Genomic DNA, 21813 nt, shown 5'->3' with positions numbered 1-21813 from the left:
AATTTTTTGAGAGATAAATCAGTAAGGTGGTGGCATACGTTTGCGAATGACGCCATGAGAAACAGGAGTATGGGTGTGGTGCGGGCAAGAAAAAGCCCGCCATAGGGGCGGGCTCAAGGAGGTGTGCTGGCGCTGATCAGGGGGCGCGATAGAAGCGATTGAGCTCGTTCATCACCTGGATCAGGGTGCCCATGTCCGGGGTGCCGTGCTTGATGGGGCGATAGGTGTCGCGGTCCAGCAGCTCGAAGTCCCCCTGCTTGTTGAACTGGGTGATGGTGTTGCCCTGATAGATGGCGAAGTCATTCTGATCCCCCGCCAGCAGCCAGGTGCGTGTACTGGCTTCGAACAGGTTGCGCCCCGTGCTGTAGTCACGATAGGGGTTGCGTACACCCAGCATGTTCTTCATCAGGGTCGGTACCAGATCCAGGTGGCTGCTCGCCTGCGCCTGGGGCGCAGGTTCGGCACCAGGCCAGGCCAGCACCAGGGGGACCTGCACCTGATAGGTCGAGTAATTGCTGCCATAGCCCCAGCTGTTGCTCTGGGTCTCGTTGAACTCCTGACCGTGGTTGGAGGTGACCACGACGATGGTTTGCTCATCAAGCCCCTGCAATTGCAGTTGGGTCAGCATCTGCTCCAGCAGTTGATCGGTATAGAAGACCGCGTTCTTGTAGCGGTTCTCCAGCTTCTGCAGGTTCTCGGGCCGATAGGCAGTGGCCGGGTTGAAGCGGGTCAACTCGGGCTGGAAGGGACCCTTGATGCTGGCGGGCACCTGATAATCCCCCGGGCTAGAGAGATAGACCAGAGAGAACCAGGGTCTGTCCGCGGTGCGCGTGCCAAGCCACTGCTGCCAGTCGTCGATGAGCCTGCGGTCATCGGTCTGGCGGGAGACGAAGACCTGTTTGCGCAGACCCGCAAGCAGACTTTGGCGATACTGCTTGGCATCTTCCAGTGCACCGAACAGGCCGAACTGGTAGTCCTGACGCAGCATCTCGTCGAACAGCACAGGGGGGCGCTTGTCGGCCCGGATGTCACCGTAATAGTGGCCGGGCAGCCCGTAGAAGAGGCTGAACATCCCCATGGCTTCATCATTGCCACCACTCATGTGCTGGCGGAAATTGAAGTGGTTGTCCGCGTAGCGTTGCAGATTGGGCATGTTGATGTTGTTGAGCATGTCGGCTCGCAGGGAGTCGACCACCACCACCAGCAGGTTCTTGTGATCGCTGGGTGCGCTCACGCTGAGGGGGCGCAAGGGATAGAGCAGACGGTGCTCAGCGCTTCCCTGATCTTCGGCCTTCTTCTCATACTGCTCGAGGTCGAGCCAGCCATGCTTGGCCAGGAAGCTCCTGGCGGTCATGGGGTAGGAGAGGGGGAAGTTGGCGCGCTGCATGGTGATGGGTTGATACAGGGTCGCATCCGCCCAGCTGTTGACCAGATGGGTCAGGATGAAGCAGACCAGCAGGGCCAGCCCCACCTGATTACCATACTGGCGGCGTTTGCGCTTGTTGATCTTGCGCCACACATAGGCCGACAGCAGCAGTTGCAGCAGGAAGATGGCGGGCACCGCCACGAAGATGATGCTCCAGATAGAGCCCTCTTCGGTCTGCGCCTGATCCAGCAGCAGTTGCCACACCTGGCCATTCAAGTGGAACTTGAACAGCTGGAACACCTGGGTGTCGATAAGCAGCAGCACCAGCGCCAGGGTGGCGATGATGGATGAAATGAAGCGCAGCGGCTTCTCCCTGGGCAGGATGAAGCTCAAGGGGAAGATGGTCAGCAGATAGGTGACGAAGCTCAGGAACGAGAAATGACCTATCCAGCTGATGACGAGATAGGTCACGCCGAGCGTGGTCGATGGCCAGCTGATGGCGCCCAGGTAACGGGTCGAGATCAGCATGGCCAGGATGATGTTGAAGAAGGAGAACCAATGCCCCCAGGTGATCAGGCGAGAGACATTATCGCGATAGGGGTTGCCGGTTTCGACCATAATGATCCATCTGCTTGAAAAACATCAAAGAATGCGAAGAAACTCAGTGCGCATCGTGGCGATGGCCCACCGAGGCGGTGAGTGCCTGGATGAACTTCTCGGTGATCGCCTGGCGCTGGGCCGGGGCCATGCCGTTGATGATGTTGGTGGTCAAGTTGCCAAGGACCATCAGACTGAGATCCACCGGTGCCTTGTGTTTCTCCAGGGCGGTGATCAGGTCGTTCATCAGGGCGTCAAACTGCTCGTTATTGTACTTTGATACGATGGGCATAATCTTGGGTTCACCTCGGTTCAAAGCGCCTTATAATACTTCACCCTTTCGGCTAACACTATGGCTTTGTGACATGAGTCTCGATATCGACAAGATCATTCTTCACTCCCTGCGGGCGGGCAACGATGGCCAGCCCCACGCCGATACCCGCAGCCAGACCCTGCCTGCCGACGAGGCGGTACAAGGGCTGATGGCGGAGCTGCATCGCATCTATAACGGCAAGGGGGGAAAGGGCTTTGGCTTCTTCGCCGATCCCGAGGCCGCCGTCGCCGAGCTGGCGGAGGGGGAAGACGCCCCCAAGCAGCCTTCCCCCGCCTTTCGCATCGCCCTGGAGCAGCTGCTGGCGGAGCAGACCGAGTTCGTCCCCTTTTCCGTCAACCTGACCCAGATGCTGGTCAAGCAGCTGGTGGAGCATGCCCTGGACGAGCAGGGGGTGTTGCTGATTGCCAAGTACAACTATGTGGGGGTGGATTACCTGATGATCGCCCTGCTGGAAGGCAAGGAGAGCGTCACCGTGAGCGAGGCGCTGGAGCTGCGCCACATCCAGTACCTGGATATCGGCAAACTCAATCTGGTGGCCCGCATCGATCTCACCGAGTGGAAAACCCAGGGGGATTCGCGTCGTTATATCACCTTCAGCAAGGGCCGGGTCGGTCGCAAGCTGGGGGATTTCTTCATGGATCTGCTGGGGGCCCGGGAGGGCATGGATGCCAAGATCCAGAACAAGGGGTTGCTGCAGGCGGTGGACGATTACTGCGACAGCCGCCAGCTCGAACCGGCCGAGCGCAATGACTACAAGAAGCAGGTCTTCAAATATTGCACCGAGCAGGCCAGCGCCGGCGAGGAGATCGAGATCAAGGAGCTGTCGGCGGAATTGCCCGGTGATGGGGACCTCGATTTTTACAGCTTCATCGGTCAGGAGTACGAGCTGGAGGAGCGCTTCCCGGCGGACCGTTCCACCCTGCGGGGCTTGACCAAGTTTGTGGGCTCCGGTGGCGGCCTGACTCTGAGCTTCGAGCAGAAGTTGCTCAACAGCCGGGTCTTTTACGATCCCCAGACCGACACCCTGACCATCAGGGGAGTCCCGCCCAATCTCAAGGATCAATTGCTGCGCCAGTCGTAATGTGATCCAGCCGTCATTTCTTGCAAAAAGGCACCGGAGTCCGCTCCGGTGCCTTTTTATTTAAGGGGGTGATGTAGATGGAAACCACCTCAGTACTTTTGTTAACACATTGAACAAAATATCGGGAATGAAAGGGTTTTCAGTGGGGTGAAATCCCTTTCAATGACGTAAATTGATTTCCTTTCTGTAATTTAATTTCCATATCTTGGCAAAAATATGGGGATATCCCTTCCTAAGTCGCTGAAATAAGAAAATGTTTTCATAACTTTCTGGAAGAAAATACGTAATTGCATTTCAAAAATGCGAGGCGTGTCATGTGAGGCATTGACTGCTTGGGATAATATGCATCTGCACACAATGCTCTTACAGCGCGGAACTAATACAAGGAAAGGCTCATGAAAAAGAAATTGCTGTCATCCCTGATCGGTTTGGCTACCTTGGGCGTGGCCTGCTCTGCCACTGCTGCCATTGATGAAGGTCAGCTGACCATCTGGATCAACGGTGACAAGGGCTACAACGGCCTGGCCGAAGTCGGCAAGAAGTTTGAAGCCGAAACCGGCATCAAGGTCACCGTCGCCCACCCGGATCAGGTTGAAGTCAAATTCCAGCAAGCCGCCGCCACCGGCAACGGCCCGGACATCTTCTTCTGGGCTCACGACCGTTACGGTGAGTGGGTCAAGTCCGGTCTGCTGGTTCCCGTGACCCCGAATACCGCCACCAAGGCCAAGTTCGAGCAATTCGCCTGGGATGCCATGACCGTCGATGGCAAGACCTATGGCTACCCGGTCGCGGTAGAAGCCGTCAGCCTGATTTACAACAAGGATCTGTTGCCCAACCCGCCGAAGACCTTCGAAGAGATCGCCAAGATCGACGAAGACCTGAAGAAAAATGGCAAGCGCGCCATCATGTGGGCCTATGACACCCCCTACTTCAGCTACCCCCTGGTGGCTGCCAACGGTGGTTACGCCTTCAAGAAGACCGCCACCGGCTATGACGTCAAAGACACCGGCGTGAACAACGCAGGTGCCAAGGCCGGCGTCGGCTACATCTCCGAGATGATCAAATCCGGTCACCTGGAGAAGGGCATTGACTACGGTGTGATGGACGCCAAGTTCAACAAGGGCGAAGTGGCCATGATGATCAACGGTCCCTGGGCTTGGAGCAACCTGGACAAGAGCGGCATCAAGTATGGCGTAGCCCAGCTGCCGACCCTGAAAGGCAAGCCCGCCAAGGCCTTCGTTGGCGTACTGGGTGCCACCATCAACGCCGCCAGCCCGAACAAGGATCTGGCCATCGAGTTCCTCGAGAACTACCTGCTGACCGATGCCGGTCTGGCGCCGATGAACGCCGACAAGCCGCTGGGTGCCGTGGCCCTGAAGTCCTTCCAGAAGACCCTGGAAGCCGACCCCAACATCAAGGCCACCATGCTGAACGCCCAGAACGGCGAACCGATGCCGTCCGTGCCCGAGATGAGCCGTTTCTGGTCCTCCTTCGAAACCGCCCTCAAGAACATCACCTCTGGCCGTCAGGGTGTTGACGAAGCCCTGGATACCGCTGCCAAGCGTATCGTCCAGTAAGCATGCACTACCCGGGAGGCCTTCGGGCCTCCCACTCTCTCAATCTCTCTTGGCGCAATAAAGGTTAATTGGCATGGAAGTAGTACCTTCTATCGAATCCTATGCCGGTCCGAAGAAAGACAAGTACGTCTGGCTGAAATGGACCATGGCGGCACTGATCGCAGTGCTTAATGGTTATGCGGCCGTGATGATGTATGCCAGCGGCGAGTGGGTATTTGCCCTGCTCGATCTGGTGGTCGTCTCCGTCGGTCTCTATGTCTTCATGAACAAGAAGACCTATGCCCACCGTTATATTTTCCCCGGTGTGGCAGGCATGGTTGTTTTTATCATCTTCCCTCTTGCCTACACGATCGGCATCGCCTTCACCAACTATTCGGGATCCAACTTGCTCTCCCTTGAGCAGGCACGGGATTACCATCTGAAAAAAACCTACAAGGTGACCGGCGGTGAATTCGATTTCACCCTCCTGGGTGGTGAGAACAATCAGTTTCAGCTGCTGCTGAAACAGGACGACCAATCCTTTATCAGTCAACCCCTTACCTTGCTGAACAACAAGGCGCGTACCCTGGCCGCCCGTGAAGGACGGGTCCGTGACGAGCCCCAGGTTGTTCAGTTGCAACCCCTGGCCGGGGAGGCGACCGACAAGGCGGCACCCATTCGTGCCATCGTCGATCACCGCACCCACCTGAGTGCCCTGGATGTGGTACTGCCCGAAGGCAATATCCATCTGACCCTGAGCAGCCTGCGCAAGTTCGCCGCCCAGAAACAGCTCTATACCCAGCTGGTCGACGGCGCCGTGCTCAAGTCCGGCGTCATGATCAAGGACAGCAACCTGCTGCGTGACAACCAGAGCGGCGAGCTGATGCAGCCCAACGGTGACACCGGCTTCTACCAGTACATCGATGCGGAAGGTCACTTCGTCGGCAAGGGCATTGCCCCCGGTTTCGTGGTGAGCGTGGGTTGGAAAAACTTCATGCGCATCATGACGGACCCGGGTATCCAGAGTCCCTTCATGCAGATCTTCGTCTGGACCGTGATCTTCTCCGCCTGTTCGGTGGCGTTCACCCTGGCGATTGGCATGGTGTTGGCGTGTCTGGTGCAGTGGGAGCAGCTCAGGGGGCGTGGTTTCTACCGGGTCATGCTGATCCTGCCCTATGCGATACCGGCGTTCATCTCCATCCTGGTGTTCAAGGGCTTGTTCAACCAGAACTTCGGTGAAATCAACCTGTTCCTGGAAGCGGCCTTCGGCATCAAGCCGGACTGGTACACCAATCCCTTCCTGGCCAAGGTGATGATCCTCATCGTCAACACCTGGCTCGGTTACCCCTACATGATGATCCTCTGCATGGGCCTGCTCAAGGCGATTCCGGAAGATCTCTACGAGGCGTCCGCCATGGACGGGGCGGGGCCGGTACAGAACTTCTTCAAGATCACCGTACCGCTCTTGATGAAGCCGCTGACACCGCTGTTGATTGCATCCTTTGCCTTCAACTTCAACAACTTCGTACTTATCCAGTTGTTGACGAACGGGGCGCCGGACATCATCGGGGCCACCACGCCGGCCGGGACCACCGACTTGCTGGTGAGCTACACCTACCGGATCGCGTTCCAGGGCTCGGGTGGTCAGGACTACGGTCTGGCCAGTGCCATCGCCACCGCCATCTTCCTCATCGTGGGTGCGCTGGCCTTGCTCAACCTGAAATTGTCCAAAGCCGACAAGCAACTGTAAGGAGGCTTCAACATGGCAATCGTACAACCCAAATCAGTCAAATACCGGGTGTGGGCAACCCACCTGGTGATGTGGGGCTTCCTGGCACTGATCATCTTCCCGCTGATCATGGTCATCGCCATCTCGTTCCGTAACGGCAACTTCTCGGTGGGGGAGATCATCCCCACCAATCCGACCCTGGATCACTGGAAGCTGGCGCTCGGAATGTCCATCACCAACGCCGATGGCAGCATCACGCCGCCGCCGTTCCCGGTGCTGACCTGGCTGTGGAACTCCATCAAGGTGGCGGGCATCACCGCCCTGATGATAGTGGTGCTCTCCACCACCTGTGCCTACGCCTTCGCCCGTCTGCGGTTCCGTGGCAAGTCCACCATCCTGCAGGGCATGCTGATCTTCCAGATGTTCCCGGCGGTGCTGGCACTGGTGGCCATCTACGCGCTCTTCAACAAGATCGGTGACTACATCCCCTGGCTGGGTCTCAACACCCACGGCGGCCTGATCCTGGCCTACATGGGGGGCATTGCCCTGCACGTCTGGACCATCAAGGGCTACTTCGAGACCATCGACTCCTCCCTGGAGGAGGCGGCGGCCATCGATGGCGCTACTCCGTGGCAGGCGTTCCGCCTGATCCTGCTGCCCCTGTCGGTGCCAATTCTGGCGGTGGTGTTCATCCTGGCCTTCATCGGCTCCATCACCGAGGTGCCCATGGCCTCCATCCTGTTGCAGGATGTGAACAATCTGACCCTGGCGGTCGGGGCCCAGCAGTACCTCTATCCGCAGAACTACCTGTGGGGTGACTTCGCCGCAGCCGCCGTGCTGTCAGGCTTCCCCATCACGGTCGTCTTCCTGCTCGCCCAGCGCTGGCTGGTGGGCGGTCTGACCGCAGGCGGCGTGAAAGGTTAACGGTTCATGGCCGGGGGAGCTGGCTCCCCCCGTCATCACGATTTGCAAAGATTCAAGAGCGGAGCTCGACATGGCTGAAGTAGTACTCAACAACGTTCGCAAAAATTACGACCCGGCTGTCCACAAGGACACCCTGCGCAGCATCAACCTCGACATCAAGGAAGGGGAGTTCATCGTCTTCGTCGGCCCGTCCGGCTGCGGCAAGTCCACCCTGCTTCGGATGATCGCGGGTCTGGAAGACATCACCAGCGGCGAGCTGACCATCGGCGGGCGCTACATGAACGACGTGCCGCCGGTGGAGCGCAACGTGGGCATGGTGTTCCAGTCCTACGCCCTCTACCCGCACATGAACATCTACGAGAACATGGCTTTTGGCCTCAAGCTCAAGAAGATGGACAAGGAGAACATCCACAAGCGGGTGATGCGCGCCGCCGAGATCCTGGGTCTCGAGCCTTTGCTGGACAGAAAGCCCAAGGCCCTTTCTGGCGGTCAGCGTCAGCGGGTGGCCATCGGCCGCTCCATCGTGCAGCAGCCGCAGGTGTTCCTGTTTGACGAACCGCTGTCGAACCTCGACGCCGCCTTGCGGGTCAAGATGCGTATCGAGATCGCCAAGCTGCACAAGGAGCTCAACTCCACCATCATCTACGTGACCCACGACCAGGTGGAGGCCATGACGCTGGCCAACCGCATCGTGGTGCTGAGCCCGCTCAAGGGCGAGGCGGCCACCAACCTGGAGCAGTTCGGCACCCCCCTCGAGCTCTACCACAACCCGGACAACAAGTTCGTGGCGGGCTTCATCGGCTCCCCCAAGATGAACTTCCTGGCGGGCGAGCTGGTGGAGATCGGCGAGCAGGAGTGCGTGGTCAAGCTCACCTCCGGCGATACCGTGCGTGCCCGGGTGGATGCCCGTCGCGGCGCGGTGGGTGACAAGGTGGAGCTGGGCATTCGCCCCGAGCACCTGGTGCCGCTGGGTCATGCCCATGCCGACAGCCGCGTGAGCGGCGTGGTGCAGGTAGCCGAACACCTGGGGGCAGAATCCTTCGTCTACATGGACGTGGATGGTCACGACTTCACCGTCAAGGCGAGCTCCGACATCGACGTGGCCACCGGCCAGGAGTACAGCGTCGGCATCCCGGCCGAAGCCTGCTACCTGTTCGATGCCAAAGAACAGGCGTTCCCGCGCACGGCCAAATATATCCGCGCCTGAGAGGGCGAGAGTGCCAGGTTTTCCTTTCTATACGTTCAATGCCTTTTGCCGGTCGCAAGACCGGCTTTTTATTGCCCGTCATCCGAAGCCCGGGTTCCGGCCAGCGGGGGCGGCTGGCCGGAACCCGTCACTGCCCGTGCTTGTCTGACTCGAGGGCGGCGGTGACGTCCGGCACGAAGTGCTGGCTGGTGAGCGGCGGGCGCTCATACCCTTCGGTCTTGATGGGAGGCAGGGTGATGGGCTCGTAGTGGATCGCCTCGTAGGGCACATTGCCAAGGAGGTGGGAGATGCAGTTGAGGCGGGCGCGGCGCTTGTCGTCGGCGTCCACCACGAACCAGGGGCAATCCTCGGTATCCGTGTAGGTGAACATGTCATCCTTGGCGCGGGAGTATTCCACCCAGCGGGAGCGGGATTGCAGATCCATGGGGCTGAATTTCCAGCGCTTGATGGGAGTATTGATGCGCTCCTTGAAGCGTTTCTCCTGCTCTTCGTCGCTGACCGAGAACCAGTATTTGATGAGGGTGATACCGGAGCGGATCAACATCCGCTCGAATTCGGGGCAGGCGCGCAGGAATTCGCGATACTCGTCGTCGCTGCAAAAGCCCATCACCCGTTCGACCCCGGCCCGGTTGTACCAGGAGCGATCAAACAGCACCATCTCGCCCGCCGAGGGCAGGTGCGCCACGTAGCGCTGGAAGTACCACTGGGTACGCTCCCGATCCGAGGGGGCGGGCAGGGCGGTGACCCGGCAGACCCGGGGGTTGAGGGGCTCGGTGATCGCCTTGATGACGCCCCCCTTGCCCGCGGCGTCGCGCCCCTCGAACAGCACCACCACTTTGAGCCCCTCCTGCTTGACCCACTCCTGCAACTTGACCAGCTCCTCCTGCAGGTGGGCGAGGTGATGTTCGTAGGTCTTCTTGTCCAGACGGGGGCGTTTCTTGCTCTTTTCCTTGGCCATCATCCTCTCCTTGGTGACTCCTCGTTGTGAGTCTCTCCAGCTTGCACCAGGCGGGCACCCCTGCCAAGGGTGGCGTGTTACACTGCCGCCTCATCAGCCGCTGGCAACAGAAAAACAGGAAAGCCAGTTTCATCGCCGCTGGCAACAGGAGAAAACATGAAGCAGTTTATGGAGATAGCGGGCCGCCGCATGGCCTATCTGGACGAGGGGCAGGGTCCGGCACTGCTCTTTGGCCACAGCTACCTGTGGGACAGTGCCATGTGGGCACCGCAAATCGAGGCCCTCAAGGGGCAGTATCGCTGCATCGTGCCCGAGCTTTGGGGTCACGGGGATTCCGATGTGCTGCCCGAGGGGCCCTGCACCCTGGCGACCCTGGCCCGGGATCACCTGGCGCTGCTTGATGCCCTTGGCATCGACGAGTGCGTGCTGGTGGGGCTCTCCATCGGTGGCATGTGGGGCGTGGAGCTGGCGCGCATGGCGCCTGCTCGCCTCAAGGGCCTGGTGCTGATGGACAGCTTCGTCGGCCTTGAACCCCAGATCACCTGCGAGCGCTATCTCGGCATGCTGGCGATGATCGAACAGGTCGGCGCCGTGCCTGCGCCCATCGCCGATCAGGTGGCGCCGCTCTTCTTCGCCCATCAACCGGACGCGGCCCTGATGGCCGGTTTCAAGGCACGGCTGGCCCAATGGCCCGCCGACAAGGTGGCGAGCCTGGTGGCGGTGGGGCGCAGCTTCGTGACCCGGGAGGATCGCATCGACTGGCTCGAAGAGATGAGGCTGCCCGCACTGGTGATGACGGGGTGCGAGGACAAGGCTCGCCCTGTGCTGGAGGGGTATCTGATGGCCGAGGTGCTGGGGTGCCCGTTCAGGGAGATCCCGGGGGCCGGTCACATCTCGACCTTGGAGAACCCCGCGTTCATCAACCAGGCGCTCGCCGAATTTCTCGCCGAAGTGGCAGGGTGACGCTGCGCCGGATAGCCGTAAAAAAGGAGCCATGGGCTCCTTTTTTGTTGTCCAGTCCGGATGGGGCTACCAGATGTAGCCCACCCCGAAGCCTGCATAGAGTTCTCCCTGATGCTGGACGATGGGGCTGTCCGCGATGTCGTCGTTGTAGCGCTCGTAGTTGATGCCAAAGCCGCCAATCCAGTTGGCGCTGAAGCGATAGCTGCCGATGAGAGAGACCATGGGGGAGAGGGTGGTGCCCGTGTTCCACGCCGGCCTGTCCGCCCTCGCTTCGTCTTGCGAGACACCGCCGAAGTAGTAGTTGGCGAGGTTGTGGCTGCGCAGCATCACGCCGGCTCCCGGCATCAGCAGCAGGGGACCGCGGATGATGGGGAAGTTGGCCCACAGCATCAGCTCCTGACCGTTGCTGGTGCCGGTCACATCCGTGGTGGCCCGCACGCTCCAGAGGGCGTAGGGAGTGATGAGATCGGCCCCGAACCCCGCTTCGAACTGCCCCTTGCGCTTCTCCATGCCATGGAGGAAGTGGGCGTCGTCCGGGTCCATGTTGCCAAAGCGCATCCGGCCGAAGGCATAGGTCGAGAGGTTGCCATCCCGGCTGAGGTAGTAGCGGGCCCGATCCCCCAGATACATCAGGTTGTCACCAAAATAGAGGGCCCCCGGGATGGGCATCAGGGTATCGTCCTGGTGCTGGTAACGGGCCTGACCGCCGATGACGGCCCCGCCCAGCACCAGCCCCTTGGGAATGGGGCTGTCAGGACTGTCGCTGGAGAAGGCGCTGAGGGCCCCGATATCGAGGTCTGCCCGGACGGGAGAACAGAACAGCAGTGCCAGAAAGGCACCCAGAGAGGCATGGCGCAGGGCAGGGACTGGGGACATGACAGATCCTTGTCGGTGGGTGGGCGTGGGAACGAATCAGACCGGCGTAGCAAGTCAAACGGATGTCGGTTTTCAATTAAACCCGACAAGGCAAGCATGAGCCAGCGTCACGGAGGTGCTGCTGGTGGCCGGTATCTGGAAGGGGCGAGACCCGGCCTCGCCCCTTGCCAGGGTCAGGGGGCGGGGCGGGGGAGATCTTCCCGCTTGGGCCAGGCATTGAGCACCGCTTTGACCAGGGTGGCGAGGGGAATGGCGAAGAAGACGCCCCAAAAGCCCCACAGACCGCCAAACACCAGCACGGCGATGATGATGGCCACCGGGTGCAGGTTGACCGCCTCGGAGAAGAGCAGGGGGACCAGCAGGTTGCCGTCGAGGGCCTGGATCACGAAATAGGCCACCATCAGCCAGGCGAAGTCGGGGGTCAGCCCCCACTGGAACAGGGCCACCATGGCCACCGGCACGGTCACCGCGGCGGCACCGATATAGGGGATGAGCACGGAGAAGCCCACCGCGACCGCCAGCAGGGCGGAGTAGCGCAATCCCATCAGGGCGAAGGGCACATAGGTGGCGATGCCGACGATGACGATCTCGATCACCTTGCCGCGGATGTAGTTGATGATCTGGTCGTTCATCTCCACCCAGACCCGGTTCACCAGGGTGCGGTTGCGGGGCAGGAAGCGGCGCAGGCCTCCCATCAGCACCTGTTTGTCCTTGAGCATGAAGAAGACCATCAGGGGCACCAGGATGGCGTAGATGAGGATGGCCACCACGTTGATGAGGGAGCTCAAAGAGGCGCTCACCAGTTGTTCGCCGCCGGTCAGGATGCGCTGGCGAATGTTGTCGATGATGGTTTCCACCAGGCTGACGTCGATGATCTCGGGGTATTTTTCCGGCAGGGTGCGCACATAGTCCTGGGCATGGGCCAGCATGGCGGGGGCCTCCTTGGCCAGGTTGACCCCCTGGCTCACCAGCGTCGGGATGAGGCCCAGCAGCATCAGGGTCGTCACCGTGATGAACAACAGCAGGACCAGGCTGGTAGCGACGGTGCGAGAGAGGCCGCCTCGTTGCAGGCGACTCACCGGCCACTCCAGCAGATAGGCCATCACCAGGGCCACCAGCAGCGGTGCCAGCAGATCCCCAAACAGCCAGAGCACGGCAAAGCAGAAGACCAGCAGCAGGAAGAGGGTGACGGCATCGGGGTCGGAAAAACGGGTCTGATACCAGCGCTTCAATACATCTAACATCGAGGCTTCCTTGAATGGCGGCTCACGGGGTGGGTGGCATGGGCTCGGGGGCGAGCAGGGCGTCCCGAGGGGGACGGGCAACGACGAGCAGCAGGGAGAGGCGGGCAGCTGACTCTTCCCGGGTCTGGACATGGTGACCCTGACGGCGCAGATAGGCGGGAATGTCCTGCCGGGAGCCTGCATCCCCGAGCTGGATGCACACGGATTGACCGGGCCGGGCCTGGCGCAACCAGAGCTTGAGCCGGATGAGGGGCTCGGGACAACGCCAGGGGGTCAGGTCGAGCTGTTCCATGAGAACTCCATCTCGTGCGTGGCGGTCATTATGGCCGTGATGAGAGCATGAAACAACGCTTGTGGGCCTTGAATGGCAAGGGTATTCTGCCGATGCCCGCTGGGGTCTGATTGGAGATAGAGATAACGTGGCACGTTTTTCCCCCCTGATAGCATCGCTTCCCCTGTTGGTCACCCTGATGGGGGCGACCTTCCACGCCCAGGGGAGCAACCAGTTGCCCGACATCGGTACCGCCGGGGTCGCCGCACTGCCCATCGAGCAGGAGGTGCGCTATGGCAACGCCTTCATGCGTTTTGCCCGGGCGGGCCTGCCCATCATCGATGACCCCGTGCTCAACGAATACATCGACGATCTGGGCCAGCGGCTGCTGACCAATGCCGACGGGGTGCGCTTCCCGTTCACCTTCTTCCTCATCAACGATCCCAGCATCAACGCGGCGGCCTTCCTCGGTGGCCGGGTCAAGGTGCACACCGGCCTCTTCCTTTACGCCGAGAGCGAGAGCGAGCTGGCCTCGGTACTGGCCCACGAAATCACCCACGTGACCCAGCGTCACATCGCCCGTTACATGGAGGCACAGGCGAGCAGCTCCGCCATGACCCTGGCCGGCCTGGTGGGCTCCATTGCACTCGCGGTGATCAACCCCACCGCTGGCATCGCGGCCTTGCAGACCACGCTTGGTTTGTCGATGCAGTCGGCCATCAACTACACCCGGGACAACGAATACGAGGCGGATCGCATCGGCATGAAGACGCTGTATGACGCCGGGTTCGATCCCATGGGCATGGCCAACTTCTTCCAGAAGCTGGCGGCGGAGTACCGCTATGCCAGCAAGCCGCCGGAGATGCTGCTGACTCACCCCCTGCCGGAGACCCGGATCAGCGAAGCCCGTGCCCGGGCCGGGAGCTATGGCGCGCGCGCCCTGCCGCCGAGCCTGGACTTCTGGCTGGCCAAGGTGCGCATCCAGGTGCGCTATGGCACCGAGACGCCCCAGGCGCTGCTCACCTACTTCGACAGCCGCCTGCAGAAGGGGGATTACCCCCTCAAGGATGCCGCCATCTATGGCAAGGCGCTGGCCCTGTTGCAGCTCAAGCGCACCGACGAGGCCGACACCCTGATGCAGGAGCTGGCGACCCGTCACCCGGAGGATCTCTTCGTGGTGGATGCCCTGACCGACATCGATCTCGCCAAGGGGCGCAGCGCCCAGGCCATCGCCAGACTGGAGCGCTTCCGCACCCGGATGCCGGACAACGAGGTGGTGGTGGTGAACCTCGGCAACGCCTATCTGGAGGGGGGCAACTACAAGAAGTCCATCGCCATCCTGGACCCTTATGCCCGGGAGCACGACGAGAACAGCCTGGCCTGGAGCCTGCTGTCGGACGCCTACCGCAAGGCGGGCAGAATGACGGACCTGCACATGGCACGGGCGGAGACCCTTTCCCTGCGCGGGGACTATCAGGCGGCCATCGACGAACTGATCGTGGCGCGGGGCACCACCAGCGACAAGCTGACCCTGGCCCGCATCGAGGCGCGTATCACCCAGCTGGAGCGGGCCAAGAAGGATCTGGACAGCCTCAAGGGCTGAGTCCGGAGCGGGTTGATGGCAGGCGGGGTGCTCCTTTGGGGGCACCCCGCCTTGTTTTGCAGGCTAAAATAGGGCCTTTCATCGGTTTCAACGCATCTTGATGATGAAGAAATGAGAGTGATGGATGGCTCTGCTATGGGGCGCTCGCCACGCGGCGTTTTATCTCGGCGAGCTTCTGTTCGTCCAGCTCCCCCACCAGGGTCTCCAGCAGCGTGCCCCTGGCATCGAGCAGATAGCTGGTGGGCAGCGCCCCGGGCCTTGGGAACGGGAGGCGGGCGTCGTCATCCGGGATCATCAGGGGAACCCTGATGGCGTGGCGCTGTGCCAGCTCGGTCAGTTCGGCGGGGGAGGCGGGGTCATAGTTGATGGCGATCACCCGGATCTGACCTTCCTGGTGCAATGTTGCCAGCAGGGGCATCTCCCGCAGGCAGGGGGCGCACCAGGGGGCGAAGTAGTTGACCAGCAGCGGCTTGCCACCGAGATCCGCGAGGCTGACCTTCTTTCCCGCGCCGTCGGTGAAGTCGGGTGCCGGGCTGCAGGCCCCCAGCAGGGTTGCCACAATCAGCCAACAGATCCGTTTCATTTCCATAGCCTTCCCGCTTACCCTGACCATCCGTTTCCCCTACAATAGCGCCATTTCTTGTCCCATCTTGCGATTAATCAGGGAGTTATCATGAGCGAGACCCAAATCTACCACAATCCGCGCTGCTCCAAGAGCCGTGAAACCCTGGCCTTGCTGGAACAGCACGGGGTCGCCCCCGAGGTGGTGCTCTATCTGGAGCAGGCCCCGAGCGAGGCACAGATCCGCACCCTCCTGAATCAGCTTGGCTTCACGGATCCCCGACAGCTGATGCGCACCAAGGAAGATCTCTACAAGGAGCTGGGGCTCGGCGAGGTGAGCGGCGATGACCTCATTCGTGCCATGCACCAGCACCCCAAGCTCATCGAGCGCCCCATCGTCATCAAGAACGGGCAGGCCCGCATCGGCCGTCCGCCCGAGCAGGTGCTGGAGATCCTCAAGTGAGCACCCGCTTCGCTCGCCTGCTGACCCTGGCCGGTTTTTTCGGCCTGCTGGCCTGGGTGCTGCTCTGGCACCTCTGGCTCTCGCCCCACCCGGATCTCGCCCCCTGGCTGTTGCCGGTGATCTGGACGGTGCCGCTGCTCTTCCCCCTCAAGGGCATAGTGCAGGGCAATCCCTACACCCACGCCTGGGGCAATTTCGTGCTGATGCCCTACTTCCTGCACGCCCTGACCCTGATCACCACGGATGAGGGGGAGCGGTGGCTGGCGGTGGTGGAGCTGGTGCTCACCACCCTGGCGTTTGTGGGCACCATCTATTATGCCCGCCTGCGCGGCCGCGAGCTGGGGCTGAGTATCCGCAAGAAGGAAGGCTGAGCCCCTCCCTGTCCGCCTGCTGGCGGGCAGGGTATGTGTCTGAAACCGACGCAAGCCAGCGAATGGCATCTGGCGGTATCGCCCCGAAGTGGCTTGCTTATCTCTTTGATTAATTTATGGATATTGATCGCTGATTGGCAGGGTAGCACCTCTGTTGACAGATCTGTCACCTGGTTTGCCAGCCTCAGTCAGCCCCTGTTATGCAAAAAGGGGTATGCTTGTGTTTTCAACAGACTCGAGTGATCCATATGACAATCCTGCGTTCCCCCCTGTTGCACAAGACCCTGCTGGCCCTGACCGTCTCCCTCTCCGTCAGTTCCCTCGCTGATGCCTGTACCCGCGCCGTCTATCAGGGGGAGGGAGCGCTGGTGGTGACCGGTCGTACCATGGACTGGCGCAGCGCCATGCCGACCAATCTCTGGGCGCTGCCCCGTGGCATCGCACGGGAAGGGGAGGCCGGTGCGCACTCCATGACGTGGACGTCGCGCTACGGCTCCGTGGTGGCGGCAGGCTTCGATGCGGGCACCGCCGACGGCATGAACGAGAAGGGGCTGGTGGCCAACCTCCTCTATCTGACCGAGTCCGAGTATGTGACCCCGAGCGACAAGGATCCGCGCAAGACTCTCTCCATCTCGCTCTGGGCCCAGTACGCGCTGGACAACTTCGCCACCGTGGCCGAGGCGGTCGAGGCCCTCTCCAGAGATGAATTCTATGTGGTGACCACCCTGACCCCGGATGGCAAGCCGGGCCAGCTGCACCTCTCCCTCTCCGATGCGAGCGGCGATTCCGCCATCTTCCAGTACGTGGGGGGCAAGCTGCAGATCTACCACGACCGCAGTTATCAGGTGATGACCAACTCGCCGACCTTTGACAAGCAACTGGCTCTCAACGACTACTGGGAGGAGATTGGCGGTCTCACCATGCTGCCCGGCACCAACCGCTCGGCGGATCGTTTTGCCCGCGCCTCCTTCTATATCAAGACCCTGCCAAAGACCGACCAGGCCAACGAGGCGGTGGCCGGGGTGATGAGCGTGATGCGCAATGTCTCGGTACCCATGGGGATCAGCACCCCGGATCAGCCCAACATCTCCACCACCCTGTGGCGCAGCGTGGCGGATCAGCAGCATCGCCGCTATTACTTCGAGCTGACCCATCTGCCCAACACCTTCTGGGTGAGCATGGACAAGCTGGATCTCGCCGCGGGGGCCCCGGTGCGCAAGTTGCCCCTGACCGAGCAGCAGCTCTATGCGGGGGAGACGGCGGAGAAATTCGTCCCGGCCAAGGCGTTTCGCTTCCTGCCGGCCAGCCCCAAGGCCTGAGCATTCCCCCGATGACAACGCCCCGCTCGGGGCGTTTTTTATGGTGGGGATGAGGTGGCCGTGCGGTGGGCGGCGATCTGCGCCTCGCAAAAGCGCATTAGCTCCGGGTAGAAGTGCAGGAAGGCGTGCTCGGCCTCGGTCCAGCGAGCCTGATCCAGGGCGTGGAGCGCCTCCCCGAGCGGCACGGGGCGGCGCAGCCGACGACCGATGCCGTTGAGGGCCGCCCCCACCCCTTCCCGGTACTGGTAGGAGGCCAGCCAGTCCTGCTCGGCCATGTGCCGCAGGGCCATCGGCAGGCCCTGTGGCAGGCTGTGATGATCCAGGAGAAGTTGACCATAGCTCTGCGCCAGAAAGCGGGGCAGGGGGGCTGCGCTGAACCTCTGCCAGTGCTGGCTGAGCCAGTGATCGTAGAGCATGTCCACCACAATGCCGCCGAAGCGGCGCCAGGGGGGGGCGAAGCTCGCCACGGCGGCCCGATGGGCCGGGTGGGCATCGGTGAAGGCGTCTATCTTGCGGTGCAGCCAGATCCCCTCGTCGAAGTGGTCAGCCAGACCCGTCGGCAGCGGGCCCTTGATGAAGTCCCCCAGCAGGTTGCCGGTGAGGGAGCTGCCGGTATGGGCCGCCAGATGGAGGTGGGCGAGAAAATTCATGGGATGGAGCTCGCGTGCCTGGGCGTGAACGGGTGATCCGAGCCTAACGAATCGTGGCCGGATTGACCATGGGCAGGATGTTTCATCCCCAAGTCCCCTTGCCGGGCAAATTTGAGGCGTGGTAAGGTGCTTGCCATCTTTGTCACAGGACGCGACAAACCATCATGATGCGCAAAGCCAGAGGCTTTTTTCTGGCCTTCTATTTCAAGCCTTTCTATCTCTCCGAGTGGTTCGACGAATAGGTCGAGGCCCCGGAGCAGTTCGTTGACACCCGCCGATCATTGATACCCGTCGATCTTTGATGCCCATGGCGGCGTAATCCTGCTCATCCGCGTTTTGCCGTTTGTTAGCCATCGCTTGCCCGCGCTTGCGATGCCTTGACCGCGCCTGTGCGCTTTCTATGTAATGGAGTACTCATGATGAAGACCACACTGACCCTGTCAGCCCTTGTTGCTGCCTGTCTGCTCGCTGCCCCCGTCACCGCCAAGGAGTGGAAGACGGTACGCTTTGGCGTGGAGGGGGCCTATCCCCCCTTCTCATGGACCGATGCGTCCGGAGAGATCAAGGGATTTGACATCGATCTTGCCAACGCCCTGTGCCAGCAGATGGCTGTCAGGTGCGAGCTGGTGGCCCAGGATTGGGACGGCATGATCCCGGCCCTGCTGTCGCGCAAGTACGACGCCATTATCGCTGCCATGTCGATCACCGACGAGCGGCGCAAGAAGGTCGACTTCACCGAGAAATATGCCCACATTCCCAACCGCTTCGTGGCGGCCAGGGGCACCGAACTGACGCTGACGCCGGAAGGGATGGCGGGCAAGCGCATCGGCGTGCAGCGGGCCACCACCCACGACAAGTACCTGACCGACAACTTCGGCTCCAGCATCACCATAGTGCGTTACGGCAGTGCCGATGAAGCCTACCTCGATCTGAAGGCGGGACGGGTGTTGGCCCTGCTGGCCGACGCCTCGGCCATCGAACAGGGGTTGCTTGGCAAGGAAGGGGGCGACAAGTTCGACTATGTGGGGCCGGCCCTGACTGACCGTCAATGGTTTGGCGACGGCATGGGGATCGCGGTGCGCAAGGGGGATCCGGATCTCAGGGCCAGGCTGAACGACGCCATCAAGGCCCTGCGCGCCAACGGCAAGTATCAGGAGATCAACCGGAAGTACTTCAAGTACGATATCTATGGCGGTTGATGGGTAACAGTCGGAGGGAGCCTGCTCCCTCCTTTTTCATGCAGCAAGGAGAGACCCCATGTTGACCCTGATCGAGGGTGCGCAGATCCATAGTCCGGCCCCGCTCGGCCAGCAGGATTTGCTGGTGGCGGATGGCCGAATCGCCTGGATGGGCAAGAGACTGACGGTTCCGGCTGACTGGCCACTGACGCGGGTGGACGCTGGCGGCCGCTATCTGGTGCCCGGACTGGTGGACCCGCTCGCCCATATCGCGGGAGGGGGCGGCGAGGGAGGCTTCGGCTTTCGCACGCCGGAGCTCTCGGCAAGGGAAGCTCTGGCGGCGGGGGTTACCACGCTCGTGGCGGCGCTCGGCACCGACAGCCTGACCCGCAGCCCGGCCCAGGTGCTCGGCAAGGTACGCGAGTTTCGCGCCGCCGGGGTGAGCGCCTTCATGTACACCGGCTCCTACCACCTGCCGGTCAAGACCCTCACCGGCACGGTGGAGTCGGACATCATGCTGATCCCCGAGGTGCTGGGGGTGGGGGAGGTGGCCATCAGCGATCACAGGTCCAGCGCCCCCACCCACGACGAGCTGGCGCGGCTGGCGAGCGAGGCGCGGGTGGCCGGGCTGTTGTCCGGCAAAAGTGGCGTCAGCTTCTTTCACCTGGGGGATGGCCGCGGGGCGCTGGCGCCCCTGCGGGCCCTGCGCGATGACACCGACATCCCGCTTCGCCAGCTCTACCCCACCCACTGCAACCGCAATCCCTGGCTCTTTGCCGAGGCCATCGAGTGGGGTCGGGCAGGTGGCTGGGTCGACCTCACCACGTCGAGCTTCCCGGATCTGCTGGATGACGGGGAGCGGCTCGCGGCCGACGCCCTGGTGGCGTTGCTGGCGGCGGGCGTGCCCGTGGATCGCATCAGCTTCAGCTCGGATGCCAACGCCAGTCTGCCGCGCTTTGACGGCGAGGGGCGGCTCATCGAGCTGCGCTGCGGCCAGATAGGGAGCCTGTGGCAGGAGGTGGTGGCGGCCTGCGGCAAGGGGGTGGCGCTGGAGACGGCACTGGCGGTAGTGACGGCCAATCCGGCCAGGGCGCTGGGGCTTGCGAGCAAGGGTACCCTGGGGGTAGGGCAGGATGCGGATCTGCTGCTGATCGATCCTGATACGTTCGCCATCGAGCGGGTGATGAGTGGGGGGCGGTGGCGCACCTGAATACCGGCGCCTGTCATCCAGCCCGTTCAGTTCATAAACAAAAAGCCCGGCAGCAGTGCCGGGCTTTGTCGTGCCATGGGGTTCAGATGGCGAGAAACCCCAGGATCAGAATGGGGCCGAGCAGGCTCAGGATAAAGCCGGAGACGATGGCCACCGGCACCACCTGGATGCCGCCGGATTTCTGGATGACAGGCAGGGTGAAGTCCAGCGCCGTCGCGCCGCCGTAGCCGATGGCGGCGCTGGGGTGGCGGCGCATCAGCACCGGGATGATGAGGATGGCGATAAGCTCGCGCCCCAGATCGTTGATGAAGGCGGCGGAGCCCAGCACCGGGCCCAGCTTGTCCGCTACCAGAATGCCGGAGAGCGAATACCAGCCAAAACTGGAGCTCATCGCGAGGCCATGGGCAAAGGGCATGCCGAGCAGCTGGGCGGCCAGCAGGCTGCCGAGCCAGCTGCTGAGGATGACGGTGAGCGCGATCTTCATGCCCCAGGGGTTGAGCAGGATCTGGCGCAGGCGCATGCCGGAGTTGCGCATCTGGATGCCGATGAGCAAGAGCAGCAGCATCAGGGCCCACTCGCTCAACTTGTCGATGGGCAGGGCGCGCAGGTCCACCACCAGCCCCAGCAAGACGCCCCCCAGCACCACGAAACAGAGCTGGAGGGATTCCCACAACAGGTGCAGCTTGCTCGGCATCTTGCCGTCGCTGGCCTCGTGGGTGGGGGGGCTGCGTTTGTCCAGCCACCACAGGGCCAGCAGGTTGCAGAGGGTAATGGCGGCGAGCATCACCCCTGCCACCTTGAAGATCACTGCCAGGTTGCTGCCCAGGTTCTCCACATAGGCCAGCCCCAGCCCCATCAGGAACAGGATGAGGTAGACCATCTTGCCCAGGGACTGGTTGACCAGCTTGATCAGACGGGCGGAAGAGAGGGGAACCAGATAGCCGATCACCAGCGGCAGCAGGATCAGCAACACATTGAGCAACATCGGGGCCTCGATCACAAAACGTGGAAAAACGGCACCTTATCACGACTTGTTGCACCTGTGTCACGGATCTGTGCATCAGCATGGCCCATACGGGACTTTTTTATCATATTGTTGTGTTTTTTGATGACAGTCAGCTGTGCACGCAAACAGAGAAAGAGGGCCACATCACCTGAAAAATCAATTTCATCCCCATGAAATGACGAGAGAAGGGGAATCTGCCCGGGTGAATAAAGTCCTTTTGGGTGACATCTGGCGGATATGGTGAAATATGCTTGCTACCAGTGCGCTGCGGGTATAAAAGAGCGGTAGGGAAGGTGCGACAAAAAATGGATTTTATGCAGACAAAGTGCTGAAAAATACTCAATGG

21 protein-coding genes are annotated in these 21813 nt (G+C 61.5%); 12 read left to right on the top strand and 9 right to left on the bottom strand.

The features are described 5' to 3' along the window. Window positions 1-136: 136 nt before the first annotated feature. Together AB5Y54_RS11970 and AB5Y54_RS11965 are read right to left on the bottom strand one after the other, a co-directional pair. Entirely contained in the window at window positions 137-1984 is a 1848-nt protein-coding gene (locus AB5Y54_RS11970; protein WP_041212785.1) for a DUF3413 domain-containing protein, read from the bottom strand. A gap of 43 nt (window positions 1985-2027) precedes the next feature. Continuing rightward, a complete protein-coding gene (locus AB5Y54_RS11965) occupies window positions 2028-2255 on the bottom strand; it encodes a YejL family protein (protein WP_039038627.1) in 228 nt (75 codons plus the stop codon). A gap of 73 nt (window positions 2256-2328) precedes the next feature. On the opposite strand from AB5Y54_RS11965, the gene yejK reads away from it, so the two are divergent. From yejK to AB5Y54_RS11940, 5 genes are all read left to right on the top strand, one after another. Then, entirely contained in the window at window positions 2329-3378 is a 1050-nt protein-coding gene (yejK, locus tag AB5Y54_RS11960) for a nucleoid-associated protein YejK (protein ID WP_039038628.1), read from the top strand. Between the two features lie 395 nt (window positions 3379-3773). Further along, entirely contained in the window at window positions 3774-4955 is a 1182-nt protein-coding gene (malE, locus tag AB5Y54_RS11955; protein WP_041212786.1) for a maltose/maltodextrin ABC transporter substrate-binding protein MalE, read from the top strand. Window positions 4956-5028: 73 nt separating this feature from the next. Next, window positions 5029-6684, top strand: a complete 1656-nt coding sequence (gene malF / locus AB5Y54_RS11950) for a maltose ABC transporter permease MalF (RefSeq protein WP_041212787.1) — start codon at window positions 5029-5031, stop codon at window positions 6682-6684. Window positions 6685-6696: 12 nt separating this feature from the next. After that, complete coding sequence (malG, locus tag AB5Y54_RS11945) at window positions 6697-7587, top strand: maltose ABC transporter permease MalG (RefSeq protein WP_010674251.1); 891 nt, start codon at window positions 6697-6699, stop codon at window positions 7585-7587. Window positions 7588-7657: 70 nt separating this feature from the next. Beyond that, on the top strand, window positions 7658-8794 hold the full coding sequence (locus AB5Y54_RS11940; protein WP_010674252.1) for an ABC transporter ATP-binding protein: 1137 nt from the start codon (window positions 7658-7660) through the stop codon (window positions 8792-8794). Window positions 8795-8921: 127 nt separating this feature from the next. Here the strand turns inward: AB5Y54_RS11940 and ppk2 are convergent, their stop codons facing one another. Next, window positions 8922-9752 (bottom strand): polyphosphate kinase 2, encoded by an 831-nt coding sequence (gene ppk2, locus AB5Y54_RS11935; protein WP_052815679.1) that lies wholly within the window; start codon window positions 9750-9752, stop codon window positions 8922-8924. Between the two features lie 156 nt (window positions 9753-9908). Between ppk2 and AB5Y54_RS11930 the strand changes: the two genes are divergently transcribed. Next, window positions 9909-10715, top strand: a complete 807-nt coding sequence (locus tag AB5Y54_RS11930; RefSeq protein WP_041212789.1) for an alpha/beta fold hydrolase — start codon at window positions 9909-9911, stop codon at window positions 10713-10715. Window positions 10716-10781: 66 nt separating this feature from the next. Here AB5Y54_RS11930 and AB5Y54_RS11925 read toward each other — a convergent pair whose 3' ends face one another. From AB5Y54_RS11925 to AB5Y54_RS11915, 3 genes are all read right to left on the bottom strand, one after another. After that, window positions 10782-11591 (bottom strand): MipA/OmpV family protein, encoded by an 810-nt coding sequence (locus tag AB5Y54_RS11925; protein ID WP_232091055.1) that lies wholly within the window; start codon window positions 11589-11591, stop codon window positions 10782-10784. Between the two features lie 173 nt (window positions 11592-11764). Beyond that, entirely contained in the window at window positions 11765-12835 is a 1071-nt protein-coding gene (locus tag AB5Y54_RS11920) for an AI-2E family transporter (RefSeq protein ID WP_029314318.1), read from the bottom strand. Between the two features lie 22 nt (window positions 12836-12857). Then, window positions 12858-13127, bottom strand: a complete 270-nt coding sequence (locus AB5Y54_RS11915) for a sulfurtransferase TusA family protein (protein ID WP_042880621.1) — start codon at window positions 13125-13127, stop codon at window positions 12858-12860. 127 nt (window positions 13128-13254) lie between these two features. Here AB5Y54_RS11915 and AB5Y54_RS11910 point away from each other — a divergent pair, with 127 nt between their 5' ends. Further along, on the top strand, window positions 13255-14709 hold the full coding sequence (locus tag AB5Y54_RS11910; protein WP_223918331.1) for a M48 family metalloprotease: 1455 nt from the start codon (window positions 13255-13257) through the stop codon (window positions 14707-14709). A gap of 133 nt (window positions 14710-14842) precedes the next feature. Here AB5Y54_RS11910 and AB5Y54_RS11905 read toward each other — a convergent pair whose 3' ends face one another. Continuing rightward, window positions 14843-15322: a TlpA disulfide reductase family protein gene (locus tag AB5Y54_RS11905; protein ID WP_319873302.1), complete on the bottom strand. Its 480-nt coding sequence runs from the start codon at window positions 15320-15322 to the stop codon at window positions 14843-14845. 60 nt (window positions 15323-15382) lie between these two features. On the opposite strand from AB5Y54_RS11905, the gene arsC reads away from it, so the two are divergent. The 3 genes from arsC (at window position 15383) to AB5Y54_RS11890 (ending at window position 17423) form a co-directional block, all read left to right on the top strand. Continuing rightward, window positions 15383-15733, top strand: a complete 351-nt coding sequence (gene arsC, locus AB5Y54_RS11900) for an arsenate reductase (glutaredoxin) (protein WP_049637103.1) — start codon at window positions 15383-15385, stop codon at window positions 15731-15733. After that, on the top strand, window positions 15730-16104 hold the full coding sequence (locus AB5Y54_RS11895) for a DUF2069 domain-containing protein (RefSeq protein WP_043155315.1): 375 nt from the start codon (window positions 15730-15732) through the stop codon (window positions 16102-16104). The genes arsC and AB5Y54_RS11895 overlap by 4 nt, the downstream gene beginning before the upstream one ends. Before the next feature lie 248 nt (window positions 16105-16352). Next, entirely contained in the window at window positions 16353-17423 is a 1071-nt protein-coding gene (locus AB5Y54_RS11890) for a linear amide C-N hydrolase (RefSeq protein WP_201996753.1), read from the top strand. 38 nt (window positions 17424-17461) lie between these two features. On the opposite strand, the gene AB5Y54_RS11885 is transcribed toward AB5Y54_RS11890, so the two are convergent. Continuing rightward, a complete protein-coding gene (locus tag AB5Y54_RS11885; protein ID WP_236758411.1) occupies window positions 17462-18073 on the bottom strand; it encodes an ACP phosphodiesterase in 612 nt (203 codons plus the stop codon). Between the two features lie 416 nt (window positions 18074-18489). On the opposite strand from AB5Y54_RS11885, the gene AB5Y54_RS11880 reads away from it, so the two are divergent. Both AB5Y54_RS11880 and iadA read left to right on the top strand, forming a co-directional pair. Continuing rightward, on the top strand, window positions 18490-19272 hold the full coding sequence (locus AB5Y54_RS11880; protein WP_323896989.1) for an ABC transporter substrate-binding protein: 783 nt from the start codon (window positions 18490-18492) through the stop codon (window positions 19270-19272). A 58-nt stretch (window positions 19273-19330) separates the two neighbouring features. Continuing rightward, window positions 19331-20461, top strand: a complete 1131-nt coding sequence (gene iadA / locus AB5Y54_RS11875) for a beta-aspartyl-peptidase (protein WP_279986509.1) — start codon at window positions 19331-19333, stop codon at window positions 20459-20461. Window positions 20462-20543: 82 nt separating this feature from the next. Here iadA and AB5Y54_RS11870 read toward each other — a convergent pair whose 3' ends face one another. Next, entirely contained in the window at window positions 20544-21446 is a 903-nt protein-coding gene (locus tag AB5Y54_RS11870) for a lysine exporter LysO family protein (RefSeq protein ID WP_041215456.1), read from the bottom strand. Between the last annotated feature and the right edge of the window lie 367 nt (window positions 21447-21813).

Source organism: Aeromonas sp. s9 (assembly GCF_040907765.1).
Lineage (GTDB): Bacteria > Pseudomonadota > Gammaproteobacteria > Enterobacterales > Aeromonadaceae > Aeromonas > Aeromonas caviae.
Note: the sequence above shows the minus strand (reverse complement) of the source record. Positions and strands in the feature narration are given on the sequence as shown.